This window comes from Streptomyces roseolus (genome assembly GCF_014649855.1).
Taxonomy (GTDB): Bacteria; Actinomycetota; Actinomycetes; order Streptomycetales; family Streptomycetaceae; genus Streptomyces; species Streptomyces roseolus.
This window is the reverse complement of sequence record NZ_BMTV01000027.1, coordinates 53239-72063: the sequence shown is the minus strand read 5'-3', so window position 1 is coordinate 72063 and position 18825 is coordinate 53239. Positions and strand designations below refer to the sequence as shown.

Genomic DNA, 18825 nt, shown 5'->3' with positions numbered 1-18825 from the left:
CGCCCCGCCGGTGTGCGGAGTGCTGCTGGCGGCGGTGCTCAACGGTTCTCTCCTCGCTGTCCCGCCGGGTCGGAACCCGGCTTCCCGCTGCCGACGATACCGCTCCGACCTGGGCAAACGTTCACTTTGACGCTCCATAGGAACGCCTTGGGGAACACCTGAGCGGGGTCTCTGGCGTCCGCGCCGACGGCCCGGCACACTGGGAGGGACAGGCAGTCGGAAGGGGTGGACGGCATGGCGGAACCGGAGTTCAGCGCCAGGGGCGTACGGATCGAGCGGTGGCCGCGCTCGCTGACCCGGGCCGGGGAGGTCCGCATCGAGGACGGCCGGCTCGCGCTGCTCACGAGTTACGGCTCCGAGATCGACAGCGCGCCCGTCAAGGCGGTCCGGGCGGGCCGCCCGTGGTTCGCGAAGGGCGACGAGACGGTGGCGACGGTGAACGGCACCCGCTACCGGCTGACCATGGACGCCGCCGGGGAGGACGACGACCGGGACGCCGAGCAGGCGGGCCGCTTCCTCGCCGCGCTCAGGCGGGCGGGCGGCGGCGAATGAGCCCTTCCGCGGGGCGCTGACCTGCGGAAGCTCGCGGCGGGTTGCGGCACGGTGACGGCTGGTTCACGCTGGAACCACCTCACTGAGGGTTCAACGGTGGTGACACTGCGCTCAGTGCGCCACCCTGACGTACCGCATGACAGATCCGAATCTCCGTTCTTCAGGACTACTTCGGGGAGTCGCAGCCGTGATCAGCGAGCCGAGCAGGTTTTACGCGGTGGAGCTCCAGGCCCTGCCGTCGCGGATCGGTCAGATCCGCAGGATCGTCGCCGCCCATCTGCGTCATTGGCGCCTCGACGCCCTGGTCGATCCCGTCCAACTGGGAGTGACCGAGCTGTTGAGCAATGTGCACCGCCATGCGCAGCCCGACAAGGAGTGCACCGTCGAGCTGGAACTCCTGCTCGACCGGCTGACCGTCTCGGTCCGGGACAACGATCCCCGGATGCCGGTGGCGACGGAGTCGGCCTTCCCCGACCCGTGGGACGAGCCGGACGGGCTCGCCACCTCGGGCCGCGGCCTCGCCATCGTCGGGGCGCTCAGCGACAGTTGGGGCGTCCGCCCGCGGGGCGCGAGCGGCAAGGTCGTCTGGTTCACCCTGACGGCGCCGCCGTCCGCCGACGGACCGGCCGCGGTCGGCGCCGAGGCGGGATTCGGCTTCGGGTTCGGACCCGACGCGGTGCCGCTCGCCCCGATCGTCTCGTACAGCAGGCTCGCGGGCGTCCCCCTGGGCACGCCGGCGGAGGCCCCGGCGCTCGCCGCGAGCGGCGCCCGCGCCTGAGCCGCGGCGCCCGGGCGCCGCGGGTCAGACGGTGGCGACCAGCGTCAGGTACGCGATGCCGAGGACGTTCCGGTACCCGTTCAGCCACCAGCCCCGCTGCCGGTCGACACGCTCGCGGGTCTCGGCGGCCAGCGGGTGGTCCGGGTGGGCCGCGAGCCAGAGCTCCGTGTCGTACCGGTAGCCGGACTCGAAGTCCTCCCACTCGTCGCGGCTCGCCGTCTCGATCCACGCCGGGCGGAACCCCGCCGCGATCGCCAGGTCGACGAGCTCCCCCAGCGGGAGGTGGTCCCCGGTGCTCGCGTCGGGCCACATGCCGGCGAGCTCCGCGTCGGTCGGAGTGCGCTCCCAGAAGCCCTCGCCGAGCACGACCATGCCGCCCGGCCGGACCAACCGGCGCAGCTCGCGCAGCGCCTCCGCCGGGTCGTGCGGCAGCTCCGGGTCGCACAGCGCCTGGCTGGAGCCGAGGCAGAGGATCGCGTCGACGGGACCGCGCCCGCTGCCGCGGGCGGACTCCTCGGCGAAGGTGACGCGGTCGGCGAGCCCCCGTTCCGCCGCGAGCGCGCGGCCGCGGGCGAGGTCCTCGGCGTTGATGTCGACGCCGATGCCCTTGGCGCCGGGCGCGGCGTCGAGGATCCGCAGCAGCAACTCGCCCCAGCCGCAGCCGATGTCGAGGACGTCGGCCGGGCCGGAGTCGGCGATGCGGCGGACCAGCCGCCCGGCCCGCTCCTCGGAGAGCGGGCCGTGGAAGGTGAGGCTGCCCAGGCGGGGCGGGAGCGGGGCGTCGGTAGAGATCATGTACGGGGACGTTACCCGCCCGCGCCCCGGGCGCCCACTCCCTTTTCCACGGTGCCTCCGGGGCGGACGGGAGCGCCCGCCAGGGCGGCCAGGGGATCGTCGAGGACCGGCTGCCAGGCCAGTTCGGCCGCGCCGACCAGGCTGTTGTGGTCCAGGGTGCAGGGGAGGATCGGGACGCCGCCGCTGCGGCCCCACAGGCTGCGGTCGGCGACGACCGCGCGCAGCCGCTCCGGGTCGGCGTCGAGCAGCTCGCGGTGGAGGCCGCCGAGGATGATCCGGTCCGGGTTGAGGATGTTCACCAGGCCGGCGAGGCCCAGGCCGAGACGGTCGATCAGCTCCTCCACCGCCATGCGCACGCCCGGGTCGTCCGGTGCGGTCCGCAGCAGGTCGCGGGCCTGCTGGAGCAGGGACACCTCGGGGCCCGGCGCCCGGCCGGCCACCGTGAGGAAGGCCAGCGGGTCGGTCTCCACGTCCAGGCAGCCGCGGCCGCCGCAGTGGCAGGGGCGGCCCTCCGGATTGACCGTCAGGTGGCCCACCTCCAGGGCCAGGCCCGAACTGCCGGTGTGCAGGCGTCCGTCGAGGACGAGCGCCCCGCCGACGCCCCGGTGCCCGGTCGCCACGCACAGCAGGTCGCGGGCGCCGCGCCCGGCGCCGTGCCGGTGCTCGGCGAGCGCGGCGAGGTTGACGTCGTTGGCGGTGAAGGCCGGGCCCTCGATGCCGGCGGCGCGGATCCGCTCGGCGAAGATCTCGCGGACCGGCGCACCGGCCGGCCAGGCCAGGTGGAGCGGGTTGAGCGCGGTTCCCTCGGGCTCGGCGACCGCGGACGGCACGGCGAGGCCGGCGCCGACGCAGTGCCGCCCGCTCTCGCGGAGCAGCGCCGCCCCCGCGTCCACGACGGCGCCGAGGACCTGCGCCGGGTCGGCCGAGACCGTCACCGAGCCGGGGACGGTGGCGACGAGGGTGCCGCCGAGGCCGATCAGCGCGGCCCGGAAACCGTCCGCGTGGACCTGGGCGGCGAGCGCCACGGGCCCCTTCTCGTCGACGGCGAGCCGGTGCGAGGGCCGGCCCTGGGAACCGGCGGCGGCCCCGGGGTTGGAGTCGACCCGGATGAGCCCGAGGGCCTCCAGCTCGGCGGCGACGGCACCGGCGGTGGCCCGGGTGACGCCCAGCTCGGCGGTGAGGACGGCCCGCGTCGGCGCCCGGCCGGTGTGCACCAGCTCCAGCGCGGGGCCGAGCGCGCTGCGCCCCCTGTCCAGCCGAGTACGCGTCGTCGTCGCCTTGCCGTTCATGCGCCCGAGTCTGCCATGATCGGGGCCGCCCTCCGGACCCGGCCGGACCGGTCCTCCTTCCCGGACGCGACGGTCCGACGGGCCCGCCGGCGACCGGGCCGCCGCCGGGTGGTCAGGGCCGCGGAAGCAGGCCCACCTCGCGGCCGAGGCGTTCGGCGGCGGCGGCGAAGAAGGCGTCCCGGTCCTCGACGACCCGGTGGAACTGGCCGAAGACCTCGAACGAGACCAGGCCGAAGAGCTGCGCCCACGCGGAGGCGAGGGCGACGGCGAGCGCGGGCGGCAGGTCGGGGGCCACGTCGGCGGCGAGCCGCTCCGCCTCCGGCACGAGGACGTCCGGGAGCGGCGGAAGCGCGACGCCCTCGGCCTCGTGCGCGGCGCGGGCGGTCCCGACCAGGAGCAGCGCGACGCGGGCGGCCGGGCCGACGGTGTCCCGGGGTGCGGTGTAGCCGGGGACCGGGGAGCCGTAGAGGAGGGCGTACTCGTGGGGGTGGGCGAGGGCCCAGGCGCGCACGGCGCGGCAGGCGGCGGTCCACTGCGCGAGGTGGTCGCCGGGGGCCGCGTGGACGGCCGCGGCGTGGGCCTGCTCGGCGGCGGCGCCGACGGCGTCGTACGCGTCGATGATGAGCGCCGTCAGCAGTTCGTCGCGGCTGGGGAAATAGCGGTAGAGCGCCGAGGAGACCATGCCGAGCTCGCGGGCGACGGCGCGCAGCGAGAGCTTGGCGGCGCCCTCGGCGGCGAGCTGTCGGCGGGCCTCGTCCTTGATGGCGGCGGTGATCTCGGCCCGGGCGCGGGCACGGGCTCCTTGTACGGGGGTCATGGGAGCAGTCTGCCACGCTTCGGAGCGGCGCACTGAAATGAGAGCACTGCTCTTGCTTGCGAGCGGAGATCCGTGCAGACTGTTCTCGTTCGAGAGCACCGCTCACGATTCAGGTGGTCGATACGAATCGAGAGCATCGCTCACGCAGCAATATCGCCCGCTCGCCCCGGCCCGCTTCCCCCAGGAGGATCCGATGTCCGCCGAGACCACCGTCCACGTCATGAAGCCCGGCTGGTTCACCGTCCACGTCGTCAACCGCTCCGTCGCCTGGCTGACCCGCCGCGGCGTCAGCGTCTGGGGCTCGCGGATCCTCGCCGTCCGGGGCCGCAAGAGCGGCGTCTGGCGGACCACTCCGGTGAACGTGCTCACCCTCGACGGCGAGCGCTACCTGGTCGCCCCGCGCGGCCACGTCCAGTGGACCCGCAACATGCGGGCCGTCGGCGGCGGCGAGCTGCACCTCGGCAAGCGGGTCGAGCCGTTCACCGCGGCCGAGGTCGGCGACGACGCCAAGGTGGCGGTGCTGCGCGCCTACCTCAAGCGCTGGAAGGCCGAGGTCGGGGTCTTCTTCGGCGGTGTCGGCCCGGACTCCACCGACGACGAGCTGCGCGCCGTCGCGCACAAGCACCCCGTCTTCCGCGTCACGGCCGCCGGAGACGCGTGAGGGCGGGCGCGGCCCCCGAGGCCCGCGCCCGCCCTCGCACCCCGGCGGCGCCCGGTCGTCAGAGCGCCCCGGCCGCCTCCTCCGGAGCGGCGGCGTCCTCCTCGTCCTTCCGGGTCACGCCACGGCCGGCCGGGCCGACGCCGGACTCCGTGTCCATGCGCTTGTCGAGGACGTCGAGGGCCCGCCGGGCCAGGCCGTTCGAGCGGACCATGCCCCCGAGCGTGGCCGAGCCCCGGGTGATGTCCGCGAACGCCTTCCAGGCCGGCCGCACCCCGGTGATCACCGCGTGCAGCAGTCCCGGGCGGCGCTCGAAGACCGAGAGCATCCGCCGCCCGACCGCCATCTCCACGCCGAGCCCCGCCTTGATCGCGAAGGCGTAGTTGAGCGCCTGGCGCCGGGCGTCCACCGCGTCGGCGGCCTCCGCGACCCGGACCGCCCACTCGCCGGCGAGCCGGCCGGAGCGGAGCGCGTACGAGATGCCCTCGCGGGTCCACGGCTCCAGCAGTCCGGCCGCGTCGCCGCAGACCAGGACCCGGCCGCGGGAGAGCGGGGAGTCGTCGGTGCGGCAGCGGGTGAGGTGGCCGGAGGAGAGCGCGGGCTCGAATCCGGCGAGGCCGAGCCGGGCGACGAAGTCCTCCAGGTACCGCTTGGTCGCCGCGCCCTCGCCGCGCGCCGAGATGACGCCGACCGTGAGGGTGTCGCCCTTCGGGAACACCCAGCCGTAGCTGCCGGGCATCGGGCCCCAGTCGATGAGGATCCGGCCCTTCCAGTCCTCCGCCACCGACGGCGGCACCGGGATCTCCGCCTCCAGGCCCAGGTCCACCTGGCCGAGCTTCACCCCGACGTGCGCCCCTATCCGGCTGGCGCTGCCGTCCGCGCCGACCACGGCCCGCGCCAGCACCGTCTCGCCGTCGGCGAGCACCACCGCGACCGTCCGCCGGTCCGGCACGGAGGGGCCGTGCTGCTCCACCCGGGTCACGGTCGCGCCGGTGCGCAGCTGGGCCCCGGCCTTCTGGGCGTGCTCGACGAGCTGGGCGTCGAACTCGGGCCGGTTGACGAGGCCGAAGAGCATCCGGCGCGAACGGCGGGTGCGGGGGAAGCGGCCTTCGAGGGAGAAGGTGACCGCGTGCACCCGGTCCAGGAAGGGAAGTTCGAAACCGGGCGGCAGGGAGTCGCGGGAGGGGCCGATGATGCCGCCGCCGCAGGTCTTGTACCGGGGCAGCTCCGCCTTCTCCAGGAGCAGCACCCGGCGGCCCGCGACCGCCGCCGCGTACGCCGCCGAGGCACCGGCCGGCCCGGCGCCGACGACCACGACGTCCCACACCTCGGGCCCGTCGCCGCCGTCCGCGGAAGCGGGCTCCCCGTCGGGCCCCGCCTCCGGCCCGCCGTCCGTCGGCGCATCCGTCGGCGTGTCCGCCGAAGCGCCCGTCGCCGCGTCCGCCGACGGGCCGGTCGGGCCGGCCGCCGGGGCCGGGTCGCCGGGCGCGAGCGGCTCGATGGGCTCCGGTCCGGCGTTCTCTGCGTTCTCGCTGCTCACGATGTGCTTCTGCTCCTGATCCGACCGGCGTCTGCTTCCCGCATCCTACGGCTCGGTAGGCCGGAGCCCGGTCGTAGGATCGACGGTGCGAACGCCGTACCACCCGATACGCCGTTCGTTTCCCTGACTCTCAACGTCGCACCCACGAGGAGCGTGCCCATGTCGCCGAATCCGATCGCCGAGACCGTCCGGTCCCTGATGCCTCGCGCGAAGGCCGAGCTGACGGAGCTGGTCGCCTTCGAGTCGGTCGCGGACGAGGCCGTGGCGCCCCGGAGCGAGTGCGAGGCCGCCGCGAACTGGGTCGCCGACGCCCTGCGCGCCGAGGACTTCCAGGACGTGGCGCTGCTCGACACCCCGGACGGCTCGCAGGCGGTCTACGGCGTTCTGCCGGGCCCCGCGGACGCTCCGACGGTACTCCTCTACGCCCACTACGACGTGCAGCCGAAGCTCGACGAGTCGGCGTGGCTGACCCCGCCGTTCCAGCTGACGGAGCGCGAGGACGGCCGCTGGTACGGCCGCGGCGCCGCCGACTGCAAGGGCGGCTTCATCCTGCACCTGCTCGCGCTGCGGGCCCTCAAGGCCAACGGCGGCGTGCCGGTGACCGTCAAGATGATCGTCGAGGGCTCGGAGGAGCAGGGCACCGGTGGTCTGGAGAGATACGCGGAGGAGCACCCCGAGCTGCTGGCCGCCGACACCATCGTGATCGGCGACGCGGGCAACTTCCGCGTCGGCCTGCCGACGGTGACCGCGACCCTGCGCGGCATGACGATGATCCGGGTGCGGATCGACACCCTGGAGGGCAACCTCCACTCGGGCCAGTTCGGCGGCGCCGCGCCGGACGCGCTCGCCGCGCTCATCCGGGTCCTCGACTCGCTGCGGGCCGAGGACGGTTCGACGGTGATCGACGGGCTGCCGGCGGACGCCGTGTGGGAGGGCCTCCAGTACCCGGAGGAGCAGTTCCGGGCCGACGCCAAGGTGCTGCCGGGCGTGGACCTGCCCGGGTCCGGGTCGGTCGCCGACCGCATCTGGGCGCGTCCGGCGGTCACCGTCATCGGCATCGACTGCCACCCGGTCGCGGGCGCCACCCCGTCGATCCCGCGCACCGCCCGCGCGCAGTTGAGCCTGCGGGTGCCGCCCGGCCAGGACGCGGTCGAGGCGACCGAGCTGCTCTTCGCCCACATCGAGAAGCACACGCCGTGGAACGCGCGGGTGACCCTGGAGCAGGTCGGCCAGGGCCAGCCGTTCCAGGCGGACACGTCCAGCCCGGCGTACGCGTCGATGGCCGAGGCGATGCGGGTGGCGTACCCCGGCCAGGAGATGCAGGCGGCCGGCATGGGCGGCTCGATCCCGCTGTGCAACACGCTCGCCACCCTCTACCCGGAGGCGGAGATCCTGCTCATCGGCCTGAGCGAGCCGGAGGCGCAGATCCACGCGGTCAACGAGTCCGTGTCGCCGGAGGAGCTGGAGCGGCTCTCCGTCGCCGAGGCGCTGTTCCTGGTGAACTACGCGGACGCGCGCCGGGTCTGACGCGCCGACGGCCGCCGGGGTTGGTCCGCCGCGGCCGGTCCGCGGCCTTCCTTTTCCGCGCTGGGCGAAGCTCGCCGAGAGCGTAGAACCCCCCGCCGGGCGGGGCTCCATGCGTACGTTCGACGCATGGAAGCCCTCAGGATCACCCCGCGGCTGCACCTGCTCGACTACGGGATCGGGCAGGCGTACCTGTGGCGCGACGACAGCGAACTGACCCTGGTGGACGCCGGCTGGGCCGGCTCGGCGGACGCCACGACCGAGGCGGTGCGGGGGGCGGGCCTGGACCCGGACCGGCTGGCCCGGATCGTCCTCACCCACGGCCACCGCGACCATGTGGGCGCGGCGCAGGAGCTGGCCGACCGGCACGGCGCCGAGGTCCTCGCCCACCGGCTCGACGCGCCCTACGTGCGCGGCGAGCTGCCGGTGCCCCCGCCCGACCTCCTGGAGTGGGAGCGCCCGATCTGGGACCACGGCCTCACCTGCCCGGAGGCGCCGCCGACCCGGGTGGACCGGGAGGTCGAGGACGGCGAGGAGCTCGGCTTCGGGGACGGGGCGGTCGCGGTCCACGTCCCCGGCCACACCCCCGGCTCGATGGCGGTCCACCTCCCTCGCCACGGCGTGCTCTTCGCGGGCGACACCGTGGCGTCGGTGCGGGGCGTGACCTTCGGCGTCATGCACGTGGACCGCGCGCGGGCCCTGGAGTCGCTCGGCCGGCTGGCGGAGCTCCGCCCGTCGGTGCTGTGCTGCGGGCACGGACCCGCGGTGACGGAGGACACGGCGGAGCGGCTGTCGGCGGCCGCGGCGGCGGGCGCCGTCGCGCTGGGCTGACGGGGCCGGCCCACCGGACGGCCGGAGCCGGGGCGCTGTTCGGGTCTCGCCCCCTGGGCCCGGGACCCGGGCCCGTCCGGCCCGGACCGGGTCGGTGTCAGCCGACGGGTACGCCCGCCTCCAGGTTGAGCACGGTGCCGCGTTCGCGGGCGCGCAGGGCCCAGCGGAGGCGGTGGTAGCGGACGGGTGGGAGGAGGTCGGCGGCCTCCTCCTCGGTGACGAAGCGCCAGGCGCGCAGTTCGGCGCCGGGGAGCCGGAGCCGGTCCCGGTCGTGGGCGGCGAGCCGGCCGCCGTCGAACAGCAGGCGGAGGCCGCCGAAGCCGGGGGGCTGGGGCCGCTCCCAGTCCACGAGGAGCAGCCGGGGGACGGCGTCGAGTTCGAGGCCGATCTCCTCGGCGACCTCCCGCATCCCGGCGCGGGCCGGGGGTTCTCCGGCCTCGACGACGCCGCCGGGGAACTCCCATCCGGGCTTGTAGGTGGGGTCGACGAGCAGGAAGCGGTCCTGGTCGTCGAAGAGGAGGACGCCGGCGGCGAGGGTCTCGCGGGTCGGCTCGGGCGTCTGGACGATCCCGCAGGGCGTGGCGAGGCCGCCCTGGACGGCGTCGGCGACAGCCCTGGCCGTCTCGGCGACGGTGAGCGCCGAGCCGTCGACGGCGTGGGCGTCGGCGCCGAGCCAGCCGGCGACGGCCTCCCGGTAGGCCGGCAGACGGGCGTGACACCAGCGGCGGACGTCGGCGTCGACGTCCGGGTCGCCGTAGTCCGCGCGGCCGTCGATCCGGGACCGCAGGATCGTTTCCTCGGGTGCCAGGAGCACATGCCGGACGTCGATGCGACGGGCGGCGAGGCCGCCGAAGATCTCGTCCCGGTACTCCTGCCGCAGCAGTGTCATCGGGACGACGAGCACCCCGCCGACCTCGGCGTGCAGGGCGGCCGCGGTGTCCACCACGAGCCGGCGCCAGATCGGCAGGTCCTGGTAGTCGTCCACCTCGGCGAGGCGCTTGGCGGGGAGGAGCCGGCGCAGCGCGGCACCGGTCGCCTCGGGGTCGTACAGCGTGCTGTGCGGGATCAGTCCGACCAGTTCGCGCGCGGTGCTGGATTTGCCCGCGCCGAAAGCACCGTTGATCCAGACGATCACGATTCCCCCCTCATCGACGGCCCCCTGTGGCTTGCCCGCAACACCCTGCCACGGAAACCACGAACACACGTCCGGGGTCGAGCCGTAACGCTTCGGGGCCGGAGATCGTTGACAACGGCGAGCACGAGGGGGTGCGGAGATGGACCGTACGGTTCTGGAGCGGTTTCCCGCGGGCGGACCGCGAGGGCACTGGCCCGCCGAGGAGTACGCGGGCGCGCGTCGCGAGGAGGGAGTGCCGGCCCGGGTGGTCATGGACCTGGCGTCGGACGCCTTCCTGGTCGTGGTGGAACAGCGCGCGCCGCGGCGGGCGGAGCCCCGGCCCGCTCCCCTGCGCGAGTGACCGCGGCGCCCGCCGCTCGGCGCGGCGCTCCACGCGTGCGCAAGGCCCCGCTCGGCGCGGTACGCCGCTCCGCGCGTGGACGCGGCCCCCGGCCGGCGCGGTACGACGCCGCCCGTGCGTACGGCGCCCGGTCAGCGCGGCGCGCGGGCCGCGGCGGCGGCGCCCAGGAGGCCCGCGTCCGCGCCGGTGGCGGCGGGGACGACGGTCAGGCCGCGGGCGAAGGAGAGCGTGGCGTAGTCGGCGAGGGCGCACCGCAGCGGGGCGAAGAGGACCTCGCCGGCGCCGGCGACTCCCCCGCCGATCACCGCGATGTCGACCTCGACGAGGTGCGCGGTGGCGGCGATGCCGGCCGCGAGGGCGCGGGCGGCCCGCTCGAAGGCGGCGACGGCCGCCGGGTGGCCGGCGCGCGCGGCCTCGGCCACCGCGGCGGCGGAGGCGTCGCCGTCGGGGCCCGGCCGCCAGCCGCCGTCGAGGGCGTGGCGGGCGATGTGCGGGCCGCTGGCGAGGCGTTCGACGCAGCCGCGGCCGCCGCAGGCGCAGGGGGCGCCGTCGAGGTCGACGCTGAGGTGGCCGATGTGGCCGGCGTTGCCGGTGGGGCCGGGGTGGAGGCGGCCGCCGAGGACGAGGCCGCCGCCGACGCCGGTCGAGACGACGAGGCCGAGGGCGTCGGCGTGGCCGCGGGCGGCGCCGAGCCAGTGCTCGGCGGCGGTCATGGCGACGCCGTCGCCGACGAGGGTGACCGGCCGGCCGCCGGCGTGTTCCCTGACCCGCTCGACCAGCGGGAAGCCCCGCCAGCCGGGCACGTTGACGGGGCTGACGGTGCCCCGGGCGGCGTCGACCGGGCCGGCGCTGCCGATGCCGACGGCCTCGGCGACCGCCCAGGCCGGGGAGGTCGCGAGGGCGTCGAGCACCGCGCCGACCGCCCCGAAGACGCTCTCCCCGTCCTCCCCCGCCGGGGTCGGCCGCCGCGTCCTGGCCAGGATCCGGCCGTCGGCGTCGACCAGCGCCCCGGCGATCTTGGTGCCCCCGATGTCGAGCGCGGCGACGGGTGCGGAGGCGGGACGGGGGGCGGGCGCGGTGGGCATGGGCATCAGGTTCTCACGGGGCCGTGCGGCGGCCTCGGGCCCGTACCGGAAAGCCCTGGTATGACAACGTTTTCGAGGCTCTATGCTCGGTCGGAAGCGCATGATCCGCCGGTGGCAGCGCCCGCCGGCTCCCCCGACCAGGAGGATTCCCGCACCGTGGCCGAGACCCCCCGCCCCGAGCCCCGCTACGGCAACCGGCCCACGATGAAGGACGTCGCCGCCCGGGCGGGCGTCGGCCTGAAGACGGTCTCGCGGGTCGTGAACGGCGAGCCGGGGGTCACCCCGGAGACCGAGGGCCGGGTCCGCGAGGCCATCGACGCGCTCGGCTTCCGCCGCAACGACAGCGCCCGGGTGCTCCGGAAGGGGCGGACGGCGACCGTCGGGCTCGTCCTGGAGGACCTCGCCGATCCGTTCTACGGGCAGCTCAGCCGCGCCGTGGAGGAGGTGGCGCGGGCCCACGGCACGCTGCTGATCAACGGTTCCAGCGCGGCGGACCCCGGCCGGGAGCAGGAGCTGGCGCTGACGCTCTGCGCGCGCCGGGTGGACGGGCTGATCGTGATCCCGGCCGGGGACGACCACCGGTACCTGGAGCCGGAGATGCGCGCGGGCGTGGCCACGGTCTTCGCCGACCGGCCGGCCGGGCTCATCGACGCGGACGCCGTCCTCTCGGACGGCTTCGGCGGGGCCCGGGACGGCGTGGCGCACCTGATCGCCCACGGCCACCGGAGGATCGGCTTCGTCGGTGACCGGCCGCGGATCCACACGGCGGCGGAGCGGCTGCGCGGCTACCGGGCGGCGATGGAGGACGCGGGGCTGCCGGTCGACGAGCGGTGGGTGGCGTCGGGGTCCACGGAGCCGGAGCGGGTGACGGCGGCGCTCGCCGCGATGCTGTCCGGCCCCGAGCCGGTGACGGCGCTCTTCGCGGGGAACAACCGGGTCACCGTCACCGCCGTCCGGGTGCTCGCCGGGCGGGCCGGCGGGGGTCCCCCGGTGGCGCTGGTCGGCTTCGACGACGTCGAGCTCGGCGACGTCCTGGGCGTCACGGTGATCGCCCAGGATCCGGCCGCGCTCGGCCGGACGGCGGCCGAGCTGCTCTTCCGGCGGCTCGACGGGGCCGCGGAGGCGCCCCGTCGGGTCGTCATCGGGACGCGGCTCGTCGCCCGGGGGTCGGGCGAGGTCCCGCCGTCGTCCGGCTGAGCGGGGTCAGCGGTCGGCGCTCGCGGTGAGGTCGCCGCGGCGGGGGGCGGCGAAGCGCTCCACGTCGGCGCGGGTCATGCCGGTGAGGGCGTCGACCTCGGCGGTGTCGAGGGCGCCGCACTGGAGGCCGCGCAGCAGGTAGGAGGAGAGCGCCTTGGCGGTGGCGGGCTCGTCCATGACGTCGCCGCCGGCGTGGTTGGCGTAGGCGGAGAGGCGCTTGGCGGCGGTCTCGAAGCCCTCGCGGTAGAAGGCGAAGACGGCGGCGTAGCGGGTGGGGATGTGGCCCGGGTGCATGTCCCAGCCCTGGTAGTAGGCGCGGGCCAGGGCGCGGCGGGTGAGGCCGTAGTGCAGCTTCCACGCCTCGTGGACGTGGGCGGTGGAGCCGACCGGGAGGACGTTGGTGGAGCCGTCGGAGACGCGGACGCCGGTGCCCGCGGCGGCGACCTGCATGATCGCCTTGGCGTGGTCGGCGGCCGGGTGGTCGCTGGCCTGGTAGGCGGCGGAGACGCCGAGGCAGGCGCTGTAGTCGAAGGTGCCGTAGTGGAGGCCGGTGGCGCGGCCCTCGGCGGCGTCGATCATGCGGGCGACGGCGGCGGTGCCGTCGGCGGCGAGGATGGACTGGCTGGTCTCGATCTGGATCTCGAAGCCGAGGCGGCCGGCGTCGAGGCCGTGGGCCTTCTCGAAGGCCTCCAGGAGGCGGACGAAGGCGGTGACCTGCTCGGGGTAGGTGACCTTGGGGAGGGTGAGGACGAGGCCGTCCGGCAGGCCGCCGCTCTCCAGGAGGCCGGTGAGGAAGACGTCGGTGGTGCGGATGCCGCGGTCGCGGACGGCGGCCTCCATGCACTTCATCCGGATGCCCATGTACGGGGCGGCGGTTCCCCCGGCGTACGCCTCGTTGATCAGACGGGCGGCGCGGGCCGCGTCCTGGTCCTCGTCGGCCCCGGCGTAGCCGTCCTCGAAGTCGACCCGGAGGTCCTCGACGGGCTCGCGCTCCAGCTTGGCGCGGACGCGGGTGTGGACGTCCTCGGCGAGGTCGTCGGAGAGGCCGAGGACGGCGGCGAAGGAGGCGGCGTCGGGGGCGTGCTCGTCGAGCGCGGCGAGGGCCTGGTCGCCCCAGGAGCGGAGGGTGCCGGCGTCGAAGGCGTTGCCGGGGACGTAGACGGTGTGGACGGGCTGGCGGGTGCCGGGGTCGCCCGGGTAGCGGCGGTCGAGCTCGGCGTCCACCGCGGTGAGGGAGGCGCTGATGCCCTCGCTGACCGCGCCCGCGAGGCTCGTCGACACCTTCTCCTGCTGACCCATCCCTGATCCCTCCTGTTTTCCGCTTCACGGAATCAACAATCCGTATAGCGAAGTTAGTAGGCCGTCGGACCCGCGTCAATGGTTGTCCGAAACGGCCGGGGGCCGCACGGCGGAACTCGCCGTGCGGCCCCCTGGACCTGCGGAAGCGCTGGTCGTCAGCCCTTGCGGGCCTGGACCTCCTGGGTCAGGACCGGGACGACGTCGAAGAGGTCGCCCACCACGCCGTAGTCGACGAGGTCGAAGATCGGCGCCTCGGCGTCCTTGTTGATCGCGACGATCGTCTTCGAGGTCTGCATGCCGGCGCGGTGCTGGATCGCGCCGGAGATGCCCGCCGCGATGTACAGCTGCGGGGAGACCGACTTGCCGGTCTGGCCGACCTGGTTGGAGTGCGGGTACCAGCCGGCGTCGACGGCGGCGCGGGAGGCGCCGACGGCCGCGCCGAGCGAGTCGGCGAGGGCCTCGATGACCGCGAAGTTCTCGGCGCCGTTGACGCCGCGGCCGCCGGAGACCACGATCGCGGCCTCGGTCAGCTCCGGGCGGCCGGTCGACTCGCGCGGGGTGCGGGCGGTGACCTTGGTGCCGGTGGCCTTCTCCGAGAAGGAGACGGCCAGGGCCTCGACGGCGCCGGCGGCCGGGGCGGCCTCGACCGGGGCCGAGTTCGGCTTGACCGTGATGACCGGGGTGCCCTTGGAGACGCGGGACCTGGTGGTGAAGGAGGCGGCGAACGCGGACTGCGTCGCGACCGGGCCCTCGTCACCGGCCTCCAGGTCCACGGCGTCGGTGATGATGCCGGAGCCGATGCGGACCGCGAGGCGGGCCGCGATCTCCTTGTTCTCGGCGGAGGACGGCACCAGCACGGCGGCCGGGGACACGGCCTCGTAGGCGGCCTGGAGGGCCTCGACCTTCGGGACGACGAGGTAGTCGGCGAACTCGGCGGCCTCGGCGGTCAGGACACGGGTGGCACCGTGCTCGCCGAGGACGGCGGCGGTGTCGGCGGCTCCGTTGCCGAGGGCGACGGCGACCGGCTCGCCGATGCGGCGGGCGAGGGTCAGCAGCTCCAGGGTGGGCTTGCGGACGGCTCCGTCGACGTGGTCGACGTAGACGAGAATCTCAGCCATGGGACTTCAATCTCCTGCGAACGAAAAGGGGACGGCCTGAGGGGACAGCGCGGCTCGCGGGAGCCTTAGATGAACTTCTGGCTCGCGAGGTACTCGGCGAGCTGCTTGCCGCCCTCGCCCTCGTCCTTGACGATCGTGCCCGCGGTGCGCGCCGGACGCTCGTCGGCGGAGTCGACGGCGGTCCAGGAGCCCTCCAGGCCGACCTCGTCCTCGTCGATGTCCAGGTCGTCGAGCTCCAGCTCCTCGACCGGCTTCTTCTTGGCGGCCATGATGCCCTTGAAGGACGGGTAGCGCGCCTCGCCCGACTGGTCCGTCACGGAGACGACGGCCGGGAGGAAGGCCTCCAGCTGCTCGGAGGCGGTGTCGCCGTCCCGGCGGCCGGTGACCTTGCCGTCCTCGACCTTGACCTCGGAGAGCAGGGTGACCTGCGGGACGCCCAGGCGCTCGGCCAGGATCGCCGGGAGGACGCCCATGGTGCCGTCGGTGGAGGCCATGCCGGCGATGACCAGGTCGTAGCCGGTCTTCTCGATCGCCTTGGCGAGCACCAGCGAGGTGGCCATGACGTCGGAGCCGTGGATGGACTCGTCGTCGACGTGGACGGCCTTGTCGGCGCCCATCGACAGCGCCTTGCGCAGCGCGTCGCGCGCGTCCTCGGGACCGACGGTCAGGACGGTCACCTCGGCGTCGTCCGCCTCCTCGGCGATCTGCAGCGCCTGCTCGACCGCGTACTCGTCGAGCTCCGACAGGAGACCGTCGACGTCCTCGCGGTCGACCGTCAGGTCGTCGGCGAACTTCCGGTCGCCAGTGGCGTCCGGCACGTACTTCACACAGACAACGATCCTCAAGCTCACGCCGGCTCTCCTACTGCATCGTCATAACGGGGCTGCCTTGTTGCTCGCAGCATAGGCGCCTGAAGGGCGGGTTTCCGGCCGGGGCGCCGGACGCCTCGACCAGATATTACTCGTCAGTACACCCAGTTCGTGACCAGTAAGCAAGCGCTCAGCACTGTGATCTGCCCAACGCGCGCGAGGACGCCGCCGCGGGAACTCTCAGTCGCGCAGCGCGTTGAAGCGCCCCTCGTGGTACAGGAGCGGACGGCCCGCGCCGCCGGGGTCCCCCGCGACGGCCTCGGCTATGACGATCCGGTGGTCGCCGGCGGGCACCCGGGCCACCACCCGGCAGACCAGCCAGGCCTGCACCCCGTCGAGCACGGGCACGCCCTCGGGACCCCGGCTCCAGCGGGTCGGCGCGGCGAACCGGTCGGCGCCGCCGCGCGCGAAGGTGGTCGCCAGCTCCTCCTGGTGTTCGCCGAGGACGTGCACGCCGACGTGCTCCGCCTCGGCGATCACGGGCCAGCTGGAGGAGCCGGTGCCCACGCCGAAGGAGATCAGCGGCGGGTCGGCGGCGACGGAGCTGAGCGAGGTGGCGGTGAAGCCGACGGGGCGTTCGCCGTGGGCGGTGATCACGGCGACGCCGGCGGCGTGGCGCCGGAAGACGGAGCGCAGCAGCTCGGGCGAGGCGGAGCGGGGGGCACCGATCGCGGGAACGGCGCGGAGCTCGGGCGAGACCGTCATGGAGTCGTCCTTCGTGCGGGGGCGGCGTGGAGCGGGGTCCGGGGCGTCAGAGGCCCGGACAGCGCGCGCTCGCGTGGCGGCCCAGGTCCACGTCGGCCCGGCCGTAGAGAAGGGGGGCACCGGTCACTCCGTCAGGGTGACGACGGGTGACGGCCCGGGTCAAGTGCGTACCGCGATGTGGGAGATGTGTCACCGCGTCAGGACCCCGGGGCCCGGCAGGTCCGCGGGAGGCCCGGCGGCCGGGCAGGCTCACAGCGCGTGACCGAGGGCGGCGATGACGTCCGCCTTGCGGGGCTGCCCGACGGCCCGGCGCACGATCGCACCGGCCGCGTCGAGGACGAGGACGGTGGGGGTGCGGGTCACCCCGAGGTCGCGCACGAGGGCGAGGTGCTCCTCGGCGTCGATCTCCACGTGCGCCACGCCCGGCACCATGGCGGCCACCTCGGCGAGCACCCGCCGGGTCGCCCGGCAGGGCTGGCAGAAGGCACTGGAGAACTGGACCAGGGTCGCCCGCTCCCCGAGGCCCGCGCCACCGAGGTGCTCCGGCCCGAGCCTTCGCGTCGCCTCCACCGTCATTCCTCGTCCCCCGTCACCCTCGTGCGCCGGTTCCGCGTCCTTCTCTCCGTGCAGCGTCGCACGGGGCCGAACGATTCCCGCCACGACCACCGCGAGTGACGAGAATCTCCCCGTACGAAGCCGCCTGGACTGGTCACGGCGGCCCACATGGGGCACGATCTGCCCAAAGCCGAAAACCTACGGCCGCGTAACTTCGCCGGGAGAGCCCTCCCACAGGCCTAGAAGAAGGGGTATCTCTCGCATGGCAGAACTCGTGTACCGACCGGTGATCGGCGCCGCGCTGACGATGTTCAAGGCGCTCGATCTCAAGATCGACACACAGGGTTCGGAGCACATCCCGCGGACCGGCGGCGCCGTCCTGGTCAGCAACCACATCAGCTACCTGGACTTCATCTTCGACGGCCTGGCCGCGCTGCCGCAGAAGCGCCTGGTGCGCTTCATGGCGAAGGAGTCGGTCTTCCGCCACAAGGTCTCCGGGCCGCTGATGCGGGCGATGAAGCACATCCCGGTGGACCGCTCCCAGGGCGAGCACGCGTACAAGCACGCCCTGGAGGCGCTGCGGGCGGGCGAGATCGTCGGCGTCTTCCCCGAGGCGACCATCTCGGAGTCGTTCACGCTGAAGAGCTTCAAGTCGGGCGCCGCCCGGCTCGCGCAGGAGGCCGGGGTGCCGCTGATCCCCATGGCCCTGTGGGGCACGCAGCGGATCTGGACGAAGGGCCGGCCGCGGAACTTCAAGCGGGCGCACATCCCGGTGACGATCCGGGTCGGGGAGCCGGTGGAGGCCCCCGCCGACCAGTACGCGGGGGCGATCACGCGCCGGCTGCGCGACCGGGTCCAGGAGCTCCTGGAGGCCGCGCAGCGCGCCTATCCGGTGCGCCCGAAGGACGCCGCGGACACCTGGTGGATCCCCGCGCACCTGGGCGGCACGGCGCCGACCCCGGAGCAGCTGAAGGCCGCCGGGAACTAGCCCCGGAGGACCGTCACCCGGGGTCGCGGACGGCGGTCCGAGCCCCGGAGCCGAGGGCGCGCACCTCGTCGGAGACGGTGAGCGCCAGGGGCGTGGTCGTCGTCCCCCGCTGCCGGGGTCTACAGGTCCGTGGGGAGGGTCCGCCACAGGTGGGGCCGGTCGGCAGCGGCCTGGAGCGCGCCGAGGACGACCGGATGCGGTTCGGCGTAGAGCACCGGATAGTCCACTTCATCGACCTCCGGGCGTGCGACCCAGGCCAGTCGCTCCTCGCCGACCGAGAACTGGGCGTCCACGCCGGGCGGGACGTTCCCGCGCACGTCCTGCCGGGCCCACCGCTCCTCGCCGGGCAGCAGGACGGCGGCCAGTCCGTGGATCACCGGGTTCGAACCGTCGTCGTCGGCGAGACGCTGGTAACAGAGGGCGGCGGGGATGCCCCGGGCCCGCAGGAGAGCGGCGTACGCGACGGACTTGGCGTAGCAGATGCCGGTGCCCTGCTCCAGGACGTCGGAGGCGCGCCAGGTGACGCGCATGTCTCCGGAGTCCTGGGAGTGCGGGATGGTGTCGCGAACGAACTCATAGGCGGCCTTGGCGTATGAGTATGCGTCGTCCTGGTCGGCGACGATGCGGTCCGCCGTGGCGCGGACGAGCGGGTGGTCATGGTCGACGGCCTCACCGACGGCCAAGTACGCGGCTATGTCGGCGTACTGCTGTTTCAGCTCCATGATCCGCGAGCATAGGTATGCGGCCGAG

At 74.7% G+C, this 18825-nt stretch carries 20 protein-coding genes; 8 read left to right on the top strand and 12 right to left on the bottom strand.

What is annotated here, in order from left to right; all coding sequences use genetic code 11:
• Nucleotides 1–234: 234 nt before the first annotated feature.
• Together IE245_RS28270 and IE245_RS28265 are read left to right on the top strand one after the other, a co-directional pair.
• Nucleotides 235–552: a hypothetical protein gene (locus IE245_RS28270; protein WP_189952592.1), complete on the top strand. Its 318-nt coding sequence runs from the start codon at nucleotides 235–237 to the stop codon at nucleotides 550–552.
• A gap of 187 nt (nucleotides 553–739) precedes the next feature.
• A complete protein-coding gene (locus IE245_RS28265) occupies nucleotides 740–1330 on the top strand; it encodes an ATP-binding protein (RefSeq protein ID WP_189952591.1) in 591 nt (196 codons plus the stop codon).
• A gap of 24 nt (nucleotides 1331–1354) precedes the next feature.
• Here IE245_RS28265 and IE245_RS28260 read toward each other — a convergent pair whose 3' ends face one another.
• The 3 genes from IE245_RS28260 to IE245_RS28250 form a co-directional block, all read right to left on the bottom strand.
• Nucleotides 1355–2125, bottom strand: coding sequence for an SAM-dependent methyltransferase (locus tag IE245_RS28260; protein WP_189952589.1), 771 nt, complete (start codon nucleotides 2123–2125; stop codon nucleotides 1355–1357).
• 11 nt (nucleotides 2126–2136) lie between these two features.
• The gene (locus IE245_RS28255; protein ID WP_189952587.1) at nucleotides 2137–3414 is read right to left on the bottom strand and encodes an ROK family protein; all 1278 of its coding nucleotides are present in this window, start codon (nucleotides 3412–3414) and stop codon (nucleotides 2137–2139) included.
• 112 nt (nucleotides 3415–3526) lie between these two features.
• The gene (locus tag IE245_RS28250; protein ID WP_189952585.1) at nucleotides 3527–4231 is read right to left on the bottom strand and encodes a TetR/AcrR family transcriptional regulator; all 705 of its coding nucleotides are present in this window, start codon (nucleotides 4229–4231) and stop codon (nucleotides 3527–3529) included.
• Between the two features lie 193 nt (nucleotides 4232–4424).
• Here IE245_RS28250 and IE245_RS28245 point away from each other — a divergent pair, with 193 nt between their 5' ends.
• Complete coding sequence (locus IE245_RS28245; RefSeq protein ID WP_189952583.1) at nucleotides 4425–4892, top strand: nitroreductase/quinone reductase family protein; 468 nt, start codon at nucleotides 4425–4427, stop codon at nucleotides 4890–4892.
• Between the two features lie 58 nt (nucleotides 4893–4950).
• On the opposite strand, the gene IE245_RS28240 is transcribed toward IE245_RS28245, so the two are convergent.
• Nucleotides 4951–6216, bottom strand: a complete 1266-nt coding sequence (locus IE245_RS28240) for a geranylgeranyl reductase family protein (protein ID WP_229851593.1) — start codon at nucleotides 6214–6216, stop codon at nucleotides 4951–4953.
• A gap of 372 nt (nucleotides 6217–6588) precedes the next feature.
• Here IE245_RS28240 and IE245_RS28235 point away from each other — a divergent pair, with 372 nt between their 5' ends.
• Together IE245_RS28235 and IE245_RS28230 are read left to right on the top strand one after the other, a co-directional pair.
• A complete protein-coding gene (locus IE245_RS28235) occupies nucleotides 6589–7956 on the top strand; it encodes a dipeptidase (protein WP_189952581.1) in 1368 nt (455 codons plus the stop codon).
• Between the two features lie 126 nt (nucleotides 7957–8082).
• Entirely contained in the window at nucleotides 8083–8784 is a 702-nt protein-coding gene (locus IE245_RS28230; protein ID WP_189952579.1) for an MBL fold metallo-hydrolase, read from the top strand.
• A gap of 97 nt (nucleotides 8785–8881) precedes the next feature.
• On the opposite strand, the gene IE245_RS28225 is transcribed toward IE245_RS28230, so the two are convergent.
• On the bottom strand, nucleotides 8882–9919 hold the full coding sequence (locus IE245_RS28225; RefSeq protein ID WP_189952577.1) for an NUDIX hydrolase: 1038 nt from the start codon (nucleotides 9917–9919) through the stop codon (nucleotides 8882–8884).
• Between the two features lie 139 nt (nucleotides 9920–10058).
• Between IE245_RS28225 and IE245_RS28220 the strand changes: the two genes are divergently transcribed.
• Nucleotides 10059–10259, top strand: coding sequence for a DUF8839 family protein (locus IE245_RS28220; protein ID WP_189952575.1), 201 nt, complete (start codon nucleotides 10059–10061; stop codon nucleotides 10257–10259).
• 131 nt (nucleotides 10260–10390) lie between these two features.
• Here IE245_RS28220 and IE245_RS28215 read toward each other — a convergent pair whose 3' ends face one another.
• The gene (locus IE245_RS28215; protein WP_189952573.1) at nucleotides 10391–11344 is read right to left on the bottom strand and encodes an ROK family protein; all 954 of its coding nucleotides are present in this window, start codon (nucleotides 11342–11344) and stop codon (nucleotides 10391–10393) included.
• Between the two features lie 204 nt (nucleotides 11345–11548).
• Between IE245_RS28215 and IE245_RS28210 the strand changes: the two genes are divergently transcribed.
• On the top strand, nucleotides 11549–12541 hold the full coding sequence (locus IE245_RS28210; protein ID WP_373305415.1) for a LacI family DNA-binding transcriptional regulator: 993 nt from the start codon (nucleotides 11549–11551) through the stop codon (nucleotides 12539–12541).
• A gap of 6 nt (nucleotides 12542–12547) precedes the next feature.
• Here the strand turns inward: IE245_RS28210 and IE245_RS28205 are convergent, their stop codons facing one another.
• The 5 genes from IE245_RS28205 to IE245_RS28185 all read right to left on the bottom strand — a co-directional run bounded on the left by IE245_RS28205 (nucleotide 12548) and on the right by IE245_RS28185 (nucleotide 17108).
• Nucleotides 12548–13840, bottom strand: a complete 1293-nt coding sequence (locus tag IE245_RS28205; RefSeq protein WP_189952571.1) for a DUF6986 family protein — start codon at nucleotides 13838–13840, stop codon at nucleotides 12548–12550.
• 155 nt (nucleotides 13841–13995) lie between these two features.
• Nucleotides 13996–14958 (bottom strand): electron transfer flavoprotein subunit alpha/FixB family protein, encoded by a 963-nt coding sequence (locus tag IE245_RS28200; protein ID WP_189952569.1) that lies wholly within the window; start codon nucleotides 14956–14958, stop codon nucleotides 13996–13998.
• Between the two features lie 65 nt (nucleotides 14959–15023).
• Nucleotides 15024–15809, bottom strand: coding sequence for an electron transfer flavoprotein subunit beta/FixA family protein (locus tag IE245_RS28195; protein ID WP_189952567.1), 786 nt, complete (start codon nucleotides 15807–15809; stop codon nucleotides 15024–15026).
• Between the two features lie 198 nt (nucleotides 15810–16007).
• A complete protein-coding gene (locus IE245_RS28190) occupies nucleotides 16008–16532 on the bottom strand; it encodes a flavin reductase family protein (protein WP_189952565.1) in 525 nt (174 codons plus the stop codon).
• Between the two features lie 249 nt (nucleotides 16533–16781).
• Nucleotides 16782–17108: a TlpA family protein disulfide reductase gene (locus IE245_RS28185; protein ID WP_189952563.1), complete on the bottom strand. Its 327-nt coding sequence runs from the start codon at nucleotides 17106–17108 to the stop codon at nucleotides 16782–16784.
• A gap of 241 nt (nucleotides 17109–17349) precedes the next feature.
• Here IE245_RS28185 and IE245_RS28180 point away from each other — a divergent pair, with 241 nt between their 5' ends.
• The gene (locus IE245_RS28180) at nucleotides 17350–18075 is read left to right on the top strand and encodes a lysophospholipid acyltransferase family protein (protein ID WP_189952561.1); all 726 of its coding nucleotides are present in this window, start codon (nucleotides 17350–17352) and stop codon (nucleotides 18073–18075) included.
• A gap of 119 nt (nucleotides 18076–18194) precedes the next feature.
• Here the strand turns inward: IE245_RS28180 and IE245_RS28175 are convergent, their stop codons facing one another.
• A complete protein-coding gene (locus IE245_RS28175) occupies nucleotides 18195–18797 on the bottom strand; it encodes a transglutaminase-like domain-containing protein (protein ID WP_189952559.1) in 603 nt (200 codons plus the stop codon).
• Nucleotides 18798–18825: the final 28 nt, after the last annotated feature.

Excerpts from the sequence above, each read along its gene's own strand:
- IE245_RS28250 (WP_189952585.1), bottom strand. The coding sequence starts at position 4,231 with ATGACCCCCGTACAAGGAGCCCGTGCCCGCGCCCGGGCCGAGATCACC.
- IE245_RS28175 (WP_189952559.1), bottom strand. The coding sequence starts at position 18,797 with ATGGAGCTGAAACAGCAGTACGCCGACATAGCCGCGTACTTGGCCGTC.
- IE245_RS28215 (WP_189952573.1), bottom strand. The coding sequence starts at position 11,344 with ATGCCCACCGCGCCCGCCCCCCGTCCCGCCTCCGCACCCGTCGCCGCG.
- IE245_RS28270 (WP_189952592.1), top strand. The coding sequence starts at position 235 with ATGGCGGAACCGGAGTTCAGCGCCAGGGGCGTACGGATCGAGCGGTGG.
- IE245_RS28210 (WP_373305415.1), top strand. The coding sequence starts at position 11,549 with ATGAAGGACGTCGCCGCCCGGGCGGGCGTCGGCCTGAAGACGGTCTCG.
- IE245_RS28245 (WP_189952583.1), top strand. The coding sequence starts at position 4,425 with ATGTCCGCCGAGACCACCGTCCACGTCATGAAGCCCGGCTGGTTCACC.
- IE245_RS28260 (WP_189952589.1), bottom strand. The coding sequence starts at position 2,125 with ATGATCTCTACCGACGCCCCGCTCCCGCCCCGCCTGGGCAGCCTCACC.
- IE245_RS28200 (WP_189952569.1), bottom strand. The coding sequence starts at position 14,958 with ATGGCTGAGATTCTCGTCTACGTCGACCACGTCGACGGAGCCGTCCGC.
- IE245_RS28190 (WP_189952565.1), bottom strand. The coding sequence starts at position 16,532 with ATGACGGTCTCGCCCGAGCTCCGCGCCGTTCCCGCGATCGGTGCCCCC.
- IE245_RS28220 (WP_189952575.1), top strand. The coding sequence starts at position 10,059 with ATGGACCGTACGGTTCTGGAGCGGTTTCCCGCGGGCGGACCGCGAGGG.
- IE245_RS28255 (WP_189952587.1), bottom strand. The coding sequence starts at position 3,414 with ATGAACGGCAAGGCGACGACGACGCGTACTCGGCTGGACAGGGGGCGC.
- IE245_RS28180 (WP_189952561.1), top strand. The coding sequence starts at position 17,350 with ATGGCAGAACTCGTGTACCGACCGGTGATCGGCGCCGCGCTGACGATG.
- IE245_RS28205 (WP_189952571.1), bottom strand. The coding sequence starts at position 13,840 with ATGGGTCAGCAGGAGAAGGTGTCGACGAGCCTCGCGGGCGCGGTCAGC.
- IE245_RS28235 (WP_189952581.1), top strand. The coding sequence starts at position 6,589 with ATGTCGCCGAATCCGATCGCCGAGACCGTCCGGTCCCTGATGCCTCGC.
- IE245_RS28185 (WP_189952563.1), bottom strand. The coding sequence starts at position 17,108 with ATGACGGTGGAGGCGACGCGAAGGCTCGGGCCGGAGCACCTCGGTGGC.
- IE245_RS28230 (WP_189952579.1), top strand. The coding sequence starts at position 8,083 with ATGGAAGCCCTCAGGATCACCCCGCGGCTGCACCTGCTCGACTACGGG.